Below are 13,107 nucleotides of genomic sequence, written 5' to 3'. Positions count from 1 at the left end.
GATGGCCGACCGCGCGGCGAAACGCCGACGCGTGCCGAAACTGCGCTACGCCGTCGGTGGTGCCCTATGCCTGTTGGCGGTTATTAATGTGCTGGTTGGATCGGCTTGGTATCTGCCTGTGGGCGCTGCTGCGTGCGGTGTCGGCATCATTTATGGAAGCGGCCGCCGAATCTTTGGCGCTGGGGTCAGTCGCACCGGGGACGCGATCGTCTGCCGCTACATTCCTTGGTACGAGGGAAACACATACGTTTTCGGCACTTCTTTTCCGCTGATGAGTGCCGTCGCTATCGCCGCAGGAGGTGCACCCGGTAATCCGGCGTGGCTGTGGTACGGCGGGGTAATTCTGCTGGCCATCTCTGCCTTATTGGTGGGAGTCTCCCTCTGGATCTGGCGCCGATCCCTTCTCCGTATCACCCCCGCGGCGTTGACCGTGCGGATCGCAGAGCGCGGCAGTGAGTTGACCGACATCCGGCGTGAGCATGTCCGTTCGATCGAGCCAAAGCTCGTCCCGAGCGTGGCGGCCGGTACCGAGCGGTTGCAAGTCGAAGTCGCCTACCAGCCCGCCGATGTCAGCAGCGAGGCGACCGCGACGGTGATGCTCGGAATGTATCTGAGCGTTCAACCGATCAACCTGCTCAACGCCCTCGTGGCCTGGAAAGACGGCGCCCACGAAAACCCGTGCGAGCTGCTCGACCGGATCGAACGGATCCTTCGAGGCCAGTCAATGGCTGGCGTGTGACCGCGCCGCAGAGCAGCCCGAAAAGACGTGCCGCGCAAGCGTATTCGTCAGCGTGCGAAGTCTGACGGTCGGAATTTCCCCTCCGCCAGGTTCTTTTCGATTTCTTCCAGGCTTTTACCGGTGAGGTCGGGCATGCGGAAGAATACGAATATCCACGCCGCCACGTTGAACAACGCGTAGAGCCACATCGAGGGTCCGACCCCGATCGCATTGATGAGCGACAGCAGCGTCAGCGTGATGAGCAGGTTGGTCCCCCACAGCGTCGCCGAATGCACGGCGGTGCCCTCCGGTCGCACCGCCAGCGGATAGGTCTCCGAGCCGGTCAGCCATCCCATCAGCTGCAGACCGCCGGCATTGAACACCATGAAGGCGATCAGGGAAATCATGATGTAGGCGATCACATCTCGACCGCTGTCGGCGGTGACGAAGATCAGCCCGAGCGCGAACAGGCTGATCGCCGCGCCCGGCACCATGATGAGGGTGAGCCGGCGCCGGCCGACCCGGTCGATAATGGCCAACCCCACTAGTTGGGCGATCACGTACGTCGCACCCAACATCACCGACACCAGCAGAGCCACGGACCGGTACACGCCGTCGTCAGTCAGGATGGTCGGCGCATAGTAGATGATCATCTCGATGCCGCTGAGCTGGGTGAACACCGCGATGCCACAACCCAGGACCAGGGCCGGGCGCACCCAGGCGTCGCGCAGCCCGCTCCACCCGCGGGTGCTGGCCTTGCGTTCCATGCGCGCGAGTTCGGTCGCCTCGTCCAGCTCGGCGCCCACGTCGTAGCCGTCGGGCCGGACCCGCTCCAACACGGCTCGCGCGGCGTTTCGATCACCTTGCTTGACCAGCCAGCGCGGACTTTCCGGGAGGCGCAGCAACAGCCACAGCATGATCGCGGCGGGTACGCACGCGATTCCGGTCGGCCCCCGCCAGGAGACCGAGTCGAAGACCCCGATGAGGTTAGCGGCGAGGATGCCCACCCCGATGGCGATCTGGAAGCACAGCACCAACCGCCCCCGGTAGGCCGACGGCGAGAGCTCGGCGACATACATCGGGGCCGTCTGGGTCGCCCCGCCGACGGCGAAGCCCAAGACCAGCCTTCCCAGCGACAGCACCACGACATCCGGCGCGTCGGCACACCACAGCGCGCCGACGATGAACAGCACCGCCAGCATCAACAGCGTGCCGCGCCGGCCGAACCGGTCGGATAGCCAGCTGCACGCCAACGCCCCGACGATGGCGCCGAGCAGGATGCTGGCGGCGACCACCTGCTTCCAGGCCGCGGTGAGGTTGAACTCCTCGGTGAGCTGCAATAGGGCCCAGGAGATGACACCGGTGTTGTAGCCGTAGAGCAAGCCCGAGATCGCCGAGACGAGCGCAATGACGACCACGGCGCTCGTCAGTTGGCTTCCCGCCTCCGCGACGGCACCGACTGCACGCTGCGACGCTCCCTCGTGGGCCGCATCTGCGCACTTGGCCGGGTCGGTCCCATTGGGCAGCTCCGCCGCGCGACGGTGCTGGCTCGCCGCGGTCGGGGCGTCGTCGCCGGCTTCTGACCACCATTCGCGGTCTGTGGGATCGGCGGCCATTAGCAGGGCCGATCGTTGTAGCAGAGACGACGAACCCGGGGCGCATGGGCGGGCCGGCCGGGCATCGTGATCGCCTCCCTACCCTGCGCTCGGATTGCATGGCCGCTCGCCGCGGCGTCAGGACCCCGATGTCATACCGGGCGTCGCCGCTGTGACGGCGGGTACGTGTCGGTCGCTGGCGGCTCACTCGCCGGCCTGCCCAGCCCGGGAGGCGCCGCAGTTGATGTGGGCTTGCCGTTCGACCTCCACATCGATTCGGGAAAAGAGACTGTCACGAATATGTTGGTAAGTCAAAAGCGATGGGGCGGTCGAATTGTGCTGTACTGCAATATCATTCGTCCGGAAATGGTGTGGCGGGTGTGTTGAGCGCCACAGTCTGGCGGTAGGCTGTGGACCCTGAGTGCACGCTCTGTGTGGGAACCCGCACCCCTCCTTCTGAGCGACGCGACCGCCCCTTAGGGGTTGGCATCAGCAGGCTGGCAGGTGCGGTCAGTACCATCGGTGCCGTGGCATCCAACGGTCCACGCGATGACTTCCACAATCGGCCGACCCAGCATGCCGATTTCGGCATGAGCGAGCCGCCGACCGGTGAAGTCCCGCCACCGAACTTCCCGCCCCAGCCGCCCCACGGGTTCGAGCAACCCCAGGGCTTCGACCCGTTCGACCAGGAACCCGAGCCCACGCCCTGGTACCGCAGGCCCGCGATGCTCATCGCCTGGTTGATTTCCGTCGTCATCCTGATCGGCCTGATCGTCTTCGGGATCATCGAGCTCATTCACGACGACCAATCCGTCAACCACGTCCCCAAGTCGACGACGAGCACCACCACGACAACGACAACAACGACGCCGTCGACCACGACGACCACGACCACCACCGAGTCCAGCAGCAGCGCCGAAGAGCAGCCGCCGGCCCAGCAGCCGACGCAGCAGCAGCCCACCGGGCAACAAACGCAGCAGCCCACGCATCGCCACCATCTGCCGCAGCTGCCGCCGGTGATCACCATTCCGCAGGTGCCGACGGTCATCACGGTTCCGCCGGGCCTGCGTTAGCGAGTCGGCGGCAGGCCGATCACGCTCGGCGACGCGGCGCCGGCGGCGCCCTAGACTCGCTGCAATCCACGGGACTACTGACACAGGGGTGCGGACATGAGCCAGTCGCTCGGGCTATCGATCGGGGTGGCCAATCTGGTGGCGGCCCGCGCCGGCACCGCCCCGGTCACCCGCAGCTCGGTGGTCACCCTGTTCGAGCACCGTCCCACCGAAGTCGGCCTGCCGGAAGAGAATCCGAACCTGACCGCACCCGGCCTGGTGCTGCGCGGGTTCGTCGAGCGGGTCGGCGACCGGGCACCGCTGGTGGCGGCCGACGGCACCAAGTACCTGGGCGCGGCGCTGACGGTCGAGGCGATCGAGGCGATGGCCCGCACGGTCGGCTACGGGACACCGATCAGCATCGCGGTCCCCGCCTACTGGTCCGACGAACAGTTCGCGGCGCTGCGCGACGAGTTCTTCGCCCAGTCGGATCTCGCGCGCGGTGGGGTCGCGCCGATGCTGGTTTCCGACGCCACGGCCGCGGTGGCGGCCCTGCGCGGCACGCCGGGGTTTCCCGCCGACGGCGTCGTCGCGCTGTGCGACTTCGGTGCCGGCGGCACTACCGTCACGGTGCTGGACGCCAATGCCGGCTTTGCGCCCGTCGCCCCGGCCGTGCGGCACACCGACTTCTCCGGCGACGCGATCGATCAGCTCATCGTCGATCACCTGCTGGCCTCCGATGTCAGCACCGCCGTCCTGGGCGGCGGCGCGCGGATGGGATCGCAGACCCGCCTGCTGGCCGCCTGCCGGCGCGCCAAGGAACAACTGTCGACCGCCGCGGTGAGCACCGTCGCGGGGGCGTCCGGGGAGTCCACCCAACTGACCCGCACCGAGTTCGAGCAACTGATCTCCCCACCGCTGGACCGGTTTGTCACCTCGCTGCAAGACACGTTGCGGCGCAACGGAATTCCGAACACCAACCTGCGCGCCGTGGCGATCGTCGGCGGGGGCGCAAGCATCCCGCTGATCACCGCGCGGTTGTCGCAGCGCTTCGGGGTTCCGGTCCGCAGCGCGGCGCAGCCGGCGTCACTCGCCGCACTCGGCGCCGCGGCGCTCGGTGCGCAGTACGCAGCGGGGGGCGCCGAAACCACCGCGGCCGCCGCCGTGGAGACGCCGACCGAAATGGTCGGCACCGCGGGAATCGGGGCCACCCAGGCCGCGTGGGCCGCCCAGGCCACCGATGTGGATGACGCCCTGGCGTGGTCGCAAGACGCCGATTCCGACGAGCCGGTGCCCTACACCGGCCGCGACGCAACCGGCGAATATGCCAGCGAGGCACGGGAATTCGAGTACCCCGAGCAGGGCGGGCTGCCCTGGTACAAGCGCACAGCGCTGGTGTTGACCGTCGCCGGGGCGGGGGTGGCGGTGCTGGTGGCCGCGGCGCTGGCGATCGGCCTGTTGATGACGAAGTCCACCCCGGCCCCCCCGACGTCCTCGCCCAACCCACCGCCACCACCACAAACGGTGACCATCACCGGGCCGAACGACAGCACCACCGTCACCGTCGTTCCGGCTCCGCCGCCACCGTCCAGCGAGGCGCCGGCCACCACGACCACCACGACACCGCCGCCGGAGCCGTCGACCACGACGACGACACCCCCGCCGAGCACCACGACGACCACCACCGCGCCGCCCACCACGACATCGCAGGTGACCACCACGTCCGCGGCGCCGACGACGACCACCCGGGTGCGACCCCTGCCGCCGATCTTCCAACCCCCATTCGGGCGCTGACGCGAACGATTGCGTCTGGCGGGAAAAGGGCTCCGAAAAGGGTCATTTAACGAAGTTTGGTGGCGCTGGTCACTCCGACAAACGTCACACCCGGCGAGCGGGTATCAACTAGCAGGCCAGAGGCGCCGACGAACCCGAAGTTAGGGCAGCCTTTCTCGCGCCGAAAGCCGCGAAGATGTAACTATGAGCGGGGCTTAAGCAGGCAAATAAAGCACAGGCCGAATTATCTATGCATTGGGGAGACCTTCTGTGACAACGCAGATGCTCATCAGGCTGGTCGTGGGCATGGGCATGACGCTGGTCGTGGCCGCGCTCGCCGCACGACGGGTCCTGTGGCTGTTCAAGCTGATCACGTCCGGCAAGCCGGCCCCGGGGCACACCGACGAACCCGGCAAACGAATCTGGGCCGAGCTCTCCGAGGTCTTCGGGCAGCGCAAGCTGTTGAAGTGGTCGATCCCCGGCCTGGCGCACTTCTTCACCATGTGGGGCTTCTTCATCCTCCTCACGGTCTACATCGAGGCCTACGGGCTGTTGTTCCAGGACAACTTCCACATCCCGTTCATCGGGCGGTGGGACGCGCTGGGCTTCCTGCAGGACTTCTTCGCCACGGCCGTCTTCCTCGGCATCGCCACCTTCGCCGTCATCCGGTTGATGCGCAGCCCGAAGGAGATCGGCCGCTCATCCCGGTTCTACGGCTCGCACACCGGCGGCGCCTGGCTGGTGCTGTTCATGATCTTCAACGTCGTGTGGACCTACGTGCTGGTGCGCGGATCCGCGGTCAACAACGGCACGCTGCCGTACGGCAACGGGGCCTTCCTGTCGCAACTGTTCGGCGCGATCCTGCGCCCGCTGGGGCAGCCCGCCAACGAGATCATCGAAACGGTGGCCCTGCTGCTGCACATCGCGGTCATGCTGGCCTTCCTGATCATCGTGCTGCACTCCAAGCACATGCACATCTTCACGGCGCCGATCAACGTCATCTTCAAGCGGCTGCCCGACGGGCTCGGCCCGCTGCTGCCGCTCGAGCACGACGGCAAGCCGATCGACTTCGAAAACCCGCCCGACGACGCGACATTCGGGCGCGGCAAGGTCGAGGACTTCAGCTGGAAGGCCATGCTGGACTTCGCCACCTGTACCGAGTGCGGGCGCTGCCAGTCGCAGTGCCCGGCGTGGAACACCGGCAAGCCGCTGTCCCCCAAGCTCGTCATCATGGACCTGCGCGACCACTGGATGGCCAAGGCGCCCTACATCCTGGGTGACAAGGAGAGCCCACTGGAGAGCACGCCGGCGGGTGGGCTCGGCGAGGAGCTGTCCGGCGAAGAGCACGCCGAGGCCCACCACGTTCCCGAGTCGGGCTTCGGCCGCGTCATGGGTTCCGGCCCGGAGCAGGCCACCCGGCCGCTGGTCGGCACCGAGGAGCAGGGCGGCGTCATCGACCCCGACGTGCTGTGGTCCTGCGTGTCCTGCGGCGCCTGCGTCGAGCAGTGCCCGGTGGACATCGAGCACGTCGATCACATCATCGACATGCGCCGCTACCAGGTGATGATGGAGTCCGAGTTCCCCTCGGAACTGTCGGTGCTGTTCAAGAACCTGGAAACCAAGGGCAACCCGTGGGGCCAGAACGCGTCGGACCGCACCAACTGGATCGACGAGGTCGACTTCGACGTGCCGGTCTACGGCGAGGACGTCGACAGCTTCGACGGCTACGAGTACCTGTTCTGGGTCGGCTGCGCCGGCGCCTACGACGACAAGGCCAAGAAGACCACCAAGGCCGTCGCCGAGCTGCTGGCCATCGCCGGGGTGAAGTACCTGGTGCTCGGCACCGGCGAGTCCTGCAACGGCGACTCCGCGCGCCGCTCGGGCAACGAGTTCCTATTCCAGCAGCTGGCCGCGCAAGCCGTCGAGACCCTGGACGGGCTGTTCGAGGGCACCGAGACCGTCGACCGCAAGATCGTGGTGACCTGCCCGCACTGCTTCAACACCCTGGGCCGCGAGTACCGCCAGCTCGGCGCGAACTACTCGGTGCTGCACCACACCCAGCTGCTCAACCGGCTGGTCCGGGACAACAGGCTGGTGCCGGTGACGCCGGTGTCGCAGGACATCACCTACCACGACCCCTGCTACCTGGGCCGGCACAACAAGGTCTACGAGGCGCCGCGTGAGCTGATCGGGACCTCGGGGGCGAACCTGACCGAGATGCCGCGGCACGCCGAGCGCAGCTTCTGCTGCGGCGCCGGCGGCGCGCGGATGTGGATGGAAGAGCACATCGGCAAGCGGATCAACCACGAGCGCGTCGACGAGGCGCTGGCCACCGGGGCCACCACCATCGCCACCGCGTGCCCGTTCTGCCGGGTGATGGTCACCGACGGCGTCAACGACCGGCAGGAGGAGGCCGGGCGCAGCGGTGTCGAGGTGCTCGACGTCGCCCAGATCCTGCTCGCGTCCCTCGAATACGACAAGGCGACGCTGCCCGAAAAGGGCACGGCCGCCAAGGAAGCCGAAAAGCGGGCGGCCGCGGCGCCCAAGGCCGCGACGGCCACGGCGACCGCACCCGCCGAAGAGTCCGAGGAGGCGCAAGCCGAGGCGGCCCCGAAGGCCGCGGCCGCACCCGCCGCTCCCGTCAAGGGGCTCGGGATCGCCGGCGGCGCCAAGAAACCCGGGGCCAAGAAAGCCGCGCCCGCCGCCGAAGGCGAGGCCGAAGCGGCCGCCCCGGTCAAGGGGCTCGGGATCGCCGGCGGCGCCAAGAAACCCGGGGCCAAGAAGGCGGCACCGGCCAAGGCCGAGGCACCTGCCGAAGCGGCCGCGCCCGAGGCCGAGACCGAGGCCAAGGCGCCCGCCGCGCCCGTGAAGGGCCTGGGCCTGGCCGCGGGCGCCAAGCGACCCGGCGCCAAGAAGGCGGCCCCGAAGGCCGAGGCCCCCAAGGCCGAAGCACCCGAGGCCGAAGTGGCGCCGGAAGCCGAACCCGAGGCCAAGGCGCCCGCCGCGCCGGTGAAGGGCCTGGGCATCGCCGCGGGCGCCAAACGACCCGGCGCCAAGAAGGCGGCCCCGAAAGCCGAGGCGCCGAAAGCAGAAGCCGAGCCCGCCGAACAGGCGCCGGCCGAGCCGGCACCGAAAGCGGAGCCGGCAAAGCAGGCCGACGGCGACGACGCACCGTCGCAGCCGCCGGTCAAAGGCCTGGGCATCGCCCGCGGTGCGCGTCCCCCGGGCAAGCGCTGACCTGCGATTTTTGCGCTTGACAGCAAATTTCAGTGGACAGTGATGGCACCATTGGTGATGTGACCACCCACCAGCTGCCTCATCAGCTGCCACCGCACCCGTCGGCCCATCACCGGCAGCAGCGCACTTTCGCGCAGTCGTCGAAGCTTCAGGACGTCCTGTACGAGATCCGCGGCCCGGTACATCAGCAGGCCGCGCGGCTGGAGGCCGAGGGTCATCGCATCCTCAAGCTCAACATCGGCAACCCGGCGCCGTTCGGCTTCGAGGCGCCCGACGTGATCATGCGCGACATGATCCAGGCCCTCCCGTACGCGCAGGGTTACTCCGACTCGCAGGGCATCCTGCCGGCCCGCCGCGCGGTGGTCACCCGCTACGAGTTGGTCGACGGATTCCCCCGCTTCGACGTCGACGACGTCTACCTGGGCAACGGGGTCTCCGAGCTGATCACGATGACGCTGCAGGCCCTGCTCGACAACGGTGACGAGGTGCTGATCCCGTCACCCGACTACCCGCTGTGGACGGCGTCGACGTCGCTGGCGGGCGGCACCCCGGTGCACTACCTGTGCGACGAGACGCAGGGCTGGCAGCCCGACATCGCCGACATGGAGTCCAAGATCACCGACCGCACCAAGGCGCTGGTGGTGATCAACCCGAACAACCCGACCGGCGCGGTGTACACCAGCGAAGTGCTCACGCAGATCGTCGAATTGGCGCGCAAGCACGAGCTGCTGCTGCTCGCCGACGAGATCTACGACAAGATCCTCTACGGCGACGCCAAGCACATCAACCTGGCCTCGCTGGCGCCGGACATGTTGTGCCTGACGTTCAACGGGCTGTCCAAGGCCTACCGGGTGGCCGGGTATCGGGCCGGCTGGCTGGCGATCACCGGGCCCAAGGACCACGCCGGCAGCTTCATCGAGGGGATCAACCTGCTGGCCAACATGCGCCTGTGCCCCAATGTCCCGGCGCAGCACGCGATCCAGGTCGCCCTGGGCGGCTACCAGAGCATCGACGACCTCGTCCTGCCCGGCGGCCGGCTGCTCGAGCAGCGCGACGTCGCCTGGACCAAGCTCAACGAGATTCCGGGGGTGTCCTGCGTCAAGCCGGACGGCGCTCTCTACGCCTTCCCGCGGCTGGACCCCGAGGTCTACGACATCGACGACGACGAGCAGCTCGTCCTCGATTTGCTGCTGCAGGAGAAGATTCTGGTCACCCAGGGCACCGGCTTCAATTGGCCCGCACCGGATCACCTGCGCATCGTGACCCTGCCGTGGGCCCGCGATCTGGCGGCGGCCATCGAGCGGCTGGGCAACTTCCTCGTCGCCTATCGCCAGTAAGCACCCAGGAAAACGCCTCTACGCTCGACCGGGTGACGCACTCCCACTCGCACAGCCTGCCGCCGGGCCCGTCCGGCATCGATCCGTTGCCCGCCAGGATCGTCGTCGGGCTGCTGGTCGCGATCGGAGTGGCGGTGGCCGTCGGCGCGATCCTGTTGTGGCCCAGTCGGCAGCGCGTCGACATCCCGATGCCGCTGCAGAACGCGTCCGGCGGCGCGGTGAGCACGCAGGCCGGGCACGTGCTGTCCAGTGGGTTGGGCGACTGCGGCAGCCCGTCGGTCAGTCAGGTCCTCACCGGCCCGCCCCAGCCCGCAGCGCCCGGCGCCGGGCGCTGCGTGTTGACCCAGGTCGCCGTCGATTCCGGGCCGAACGCGGGCGCCACCACCCTGCTCGAGTCCTCCCCCGGGCCGGGTCAACCGAAATTCGCGGTGGGCGACCGCATTCGGGTCGTGCGCCAGGTCGACGACCAGGGCGCCACCAGCTACGCGTTCTACGACTTCGAACGGGGTTGGGCGCTGGTCGGTTTGGCGATCGCGTTCGCGGTGGTGATCGTGGCCGTGGCGCGCTGGCGCGGGCTGCTCGCGCTGGTGGGCATCCTGGTCGCGTTCGTGGTGCTGGTCATGTTTCTGCTGCCGGCCCTGCGGGACGGCGCCCCCGCGGTGCCGGTGGCGCTGGTGGCGTCGGCGGCGATCCTCTACGCGGTCATCTATCTGGCCCACGGGGTCAGCCTGCGGACCAGTGCCGCGCTGCTGGGCACCCTGTCGGCGTTGCTGCTTGCCGCCGCATTATCTTGGGCGGCAATACAATTGGCGCATCTCACCGGCCTGTCGGACGAGCAGAACACCACCGTCAGCGCATACCTGGGCAACGTGTCGATCGGTGGCCTGCTGCTGGCCGGTTTCATCATCGGGTCGCTGGGTGTGCTCAACGATGTGACGGTGACCCAGTCCTCGACGGTGTTCGAGCTCGCCCGCCTCGGGGGCTCGCGGCGAGCGATCTTCGTGGGCGCCATCCGGGTGGGGCGCGATCACATCGCCAGCACGGTCTACACGCTGGTGCTGGCCTACGCGGGCAGTTCGCTGCCGCTGCTGTTGCTGTTCAGCGTCGCCAACCGCTCGCTGACGGACGTGCTGACCGGGGAGAGCGTGGCCATCGAGATCGCCCGCTCGGCGGTGGGCGGGATGGCGTTGGCGCTGTCGGTGCCGCTGACCACGGGGATCGCGGCGGTGCTGGCGAAGCCTAGCGGCGGTCGCAAGCGCGGCGAAGCCGCGCGCAGCGGGCCGCCGCCACCGGCCTAGTGAAACCGGCTCCGCTCCAACAGGTTCAGCAGATAGGAGCCATACCCGGACTTGAGCAGGCTGTGCGCGCGCTGCGCCAATTGTTCATCGGTGATCCAGCCCTGCTGCCATGCCACCTCCTCGGGCACGCTGACCTTGAGGCCCTGGCGTCGTTCCAGCGTGCGGACGAAGTCGCTGGCGTCCAGCAGCGAGTCGAACGTGCCCGTGTCCAGCCAGGCCGTGCCGCGGGCCATCACCTCGACCGAGAGCCGGCCCCGGTTGAGATAGATCTGGTTGACCTCGGTGATCTCGTACTCGCCGCGCGCCGATTTCTTGAGCCCCTTGGCGATTTCGATCACGTCGTTGTCGTAGAAGTACAAACCCGGCACCGCGTAGTTGGATTTCGGTGTCTTGGGTTTCTCTTCCAAGGACAGCGCCAGGCCGTCGTCGCTGAATTCGACCACACCGTAGGCCGACGGGTTGGCCACCCAGTACGCGAAAACCGCTCCCCCGCTTATGGTTTGGAATCGGCGCAAGCTGGTGCCCAGTCCCGGTCCGTAGAAGATGTTGTCTCCCAACACCAAAGCCACCGACTCGTTGCCGATGTGGTCGGCGCCCAAAACGAACGCCTGGGCCAGACCGTCGGGCCGGTCCTGTGTCACGTAGGTGATGTTGACGCCGAATTGTGAGCCGTCGCCCAGGAGCCGCTGAAATCCCGGCGCGTCATGCGGGGTGGTGATCACCAGGATGTCGCGGATTCCGGCCATCATCAGGGTGGACAGCGGGTAGTAGACCATCGGTTTGTCGTAGACCGGCAGCAACTGCTTGCTGATGCCCGTGGTGATCGGATGCAGGCGGGTGCCCGACCCGCCGGCCAAGATGATTCCGCGCATGGATAGCTCCTGTGCCTGTGGTCCTAGTCGACGGCGTCGGATTCGGTGAGCTCGGTGGCCGCCAGCGCCGACGCGAGGCTGTCGTGCCGGAACACGGAGGTGACGTGGTCGCGCACCACCCGGAACGTCAGCGCGGCGTCGGTGGCGGCCCCCGGATCGCCGGTGCTGCCGGGTTTGAGTTCGACGGCGACGACACCGTCGTGCACATACATGCGGCCGAGCTCGGTCGCCGGCCGATGCGAGGCGGCCCAGCTGCGCAGCGCCTCGTGGCCCTGTGCGGCCCCGTGCGCGTCGCCCATCTCGATGTCGTCGCTGGACAGGGAGGCCAAGGTCTCGATGTCCGCGGCGTTGAGGGCGTCGTGCCATGCCAGAACGGTGGCGATCTCCGATGTGGTCATGGTGTGCAAATTACCGTGCGGCGCCGCGGCTAGAGCGGCGTACGGTCCAACCAGCGCTCCCACACGGCTTCGTCCCCGAACAGTTGGACGCCCGTGTCGGCCAGCGGGCGCCGGCGCAAAATCGCCAGCAGCAGCTCGGTGGCGCCGCCGCGCAGTGCCACGCTGCCCTTGCCGTGCTCGTGCGACCACGTGACCCGGCCCTGATCGACGGCGGCCGTCCACTCCCCGGCCTCGCCGAGGCCGGGGTCGGTGGCATGCAGGTGCAGGGTGGTCCCGTCCTCGAGGGGAAGCGGCGCCCCCTGGCCGCCCGCCTGGATCGCGACCCGCTCCAGCCATTCGGTGATCCCGTCGGCCGCGATGTCGGGCTCGAGGGCGAAATCGGTGCCCAGCGCGATCGCGGCGTCGGCCCGGTGCACGGCCACCTCGTGCAGCCGGCGCCGGATCCACCAGTTCGCCGGGCGCGGCCCGAGGAACGTCCAGACCGGCGTCTCCACCCCGGTCAGCTCGACGGCGTCCACCAGCCGTTGGGCGCCGCCGTGGAGCCAGGAGATCGCGTCGGCGGGGTCGGGCGGCGGCTTGCCGCCCTCCACGGTGCGGGGGTCGAGGTAGCTCTCGAGCCGGTCGCGCACGATCTGGGCCGCCCAACGGTCGCCGCGCCCGACGTGGCGGAACAGCTGCCGCAGGGTCCACTCCGGGCAGGTGGGCACCGGCGTGGACTCGTCGGCACCGTCGAACAGCTCCGCGAAAGCCCGGTTCTCGTCGAGGAATGCGCCGGCATAGTCCACGCCGGTCAGGCTACTCGCGTGGGCCGCGCCCGCTCGCCTTGC

At 68.4% G+C, this 13,107-nt stretch carries 10 protein-coding genes; 6 read left to right on the top strand and 4 right to left on the bottom strand.

The window, feature by feature from the left end:
• The first annotated feature begins 1 nt into the window (after position 1).
• Positions 2-739 carry a hypothetical protein gene (locus QGN30_RS04680; protein WP_248923696.1) on the top strand — a complete coding sequence of 246 codons (738 nt, stop codon included), beginning with the start codon at positions 2-4 and terminating at the stop codon, positions 737-739.
• A gap of 47 nt (positions 740-786) precedes the next feature.
• On the opposite strand, the gene QGN30_RS04675 is transcribed toward QGN30_RS04680, so the two are convergent.
• Positions 787-2,334: a sugar porter family MFS transporter gene (locus QGN30_RS04675; protein ID WP_009954022.1), complete on the bottom strand. Its 1,548-nt coding sequence runs from the start codon at positions 2,332-2,334 to the stop codon at positions 787-789.
• 506 nt (positions 2,335-2,840) lie between these two features.
• Between QGN30_RS04675 and QGN30_RS04670 the strand changes: the two genes are divergently transcribed.
• From QGN30_RS04670 to QGN30_RS04650, 5 genes are all read left to right on the top strand, one after another.
• A complete protein-coding gene (locus QGN30_RS04670) occupies positions 2,841-3,386 on the top strand; it encodes a hypothetical protein (RefSeq protein WP_014381310.1) in 546 nt (181 codons plus the stop codon).
• Between the two features lie 96 nt (positions 3,387-3,482).
• Complete coding sequence (locus QGN30_RS04665) at positions 3,483-5,159, top strand: Hsp70 family protein (protein ID WP_009954020.1); 1,677 nt, start codon at positions 3,483-3,485, stop codon at positions 5,157-5,159.
• A gap of 249 nt (positions 5,160-5,408) precedes the next feature.
• On the top strand, positions 5,409-8,375 hold the full coding sequence (locus tag QGN30_RS04660) for a (Fe-S)-binding protein (protein WP_248923258.1): 2,967 nt from the start codon (positions 5,409-5,411) through the stop codon (positions 8,373-8,375).
• A 32-nt stretch (positions 8,376-8,407) separates the two neighbouring features.
• Positions 8,408-9,712: a pyridoxal phosphate-dependent aminotransferase gene (locus tag QGN30_RS04655; protein ID WP_008261567.1), complete on the top strand. Its 1,305-nt coding sequence runs from the start codon at positions 8,408-8,410 to the stop codon at positions 9,710-9,712.
• A gap of 32 nt (positions 9,713-9,744) precedes the next feature.
• Entirely contained in the window at positions 9,745-11,010 is a 1,266-nt protein-coding gene (locus QGN30_RS04650; RefSeq protein ID WP_202377594.1) for a YibE/F family protein, read from the top strand.
• Here the strand turns inward: QGN30_RS04650 and rfbA are convergent.
• From rfbA to QGN30_RS04635, 3 genes are read right to left on the bottom strand one after another with little or no spacing between them, the layout of a single operon-like run.
• Positions 11,007-11,882 (bottom strand): glucose-1-phosphate thymidylyltransferase RfbA, encoded by an 876-nt coding sequence (gene rfbA / locus QGN30_RS04645; protein ID WP_008261569.1) that lies wholly within the window; start codon positions 11,880-11,882, stop codon positions 11,007-11,009. The genes QGN30_RS04650 and rfbA overlap by 4 nt on opposite strands.
• Positions 11,883-11,905: 23 nt before the next feature.
• The gene (locus QGN30_RS04640; RefSeq protein ID WP_009954015.1) at positions 11,906-12,280 is read right to left on the bottom strand and encodes a nuclear transport factor 2 family protein; all 375 of its coding nucleotides are present in this window, start codon (positions 12,278-12,280) and stop codon (positions 11,906-11,908) included.
• 29 nt (positions 12,281-12,309) lie between these two features.
• Positions 12,310-13,065: a maleylpyruvate isomerase family mycothiol-dependent enzyme gene (locus QGN30_RS04635; protein ID WP_008261574.1), complete on the bottom strand. Its 756-nt coding sequence runs from the start codon at positions 13,063-13,065 to the stop codon at positions 12,310-12,312.
• Between the last annotated feature and the right edge of the window lie 42 nt (positions 13,066-13,107).

Source organism: Mycobacterium sp. 3-98, assembly GCF_035918355.1.
Classification (GTDB): Bacteria; Actinomycetota; Actinomycetes; order Mycobacteriales; family Mycobacteriaceae; genus Mycobacterium; species Mycobacterium intracellulare.
Note: the sequence above shows the minus strand (reverse complement) of the source record. Positions and strands in the feature narration are given on the sequence as shown.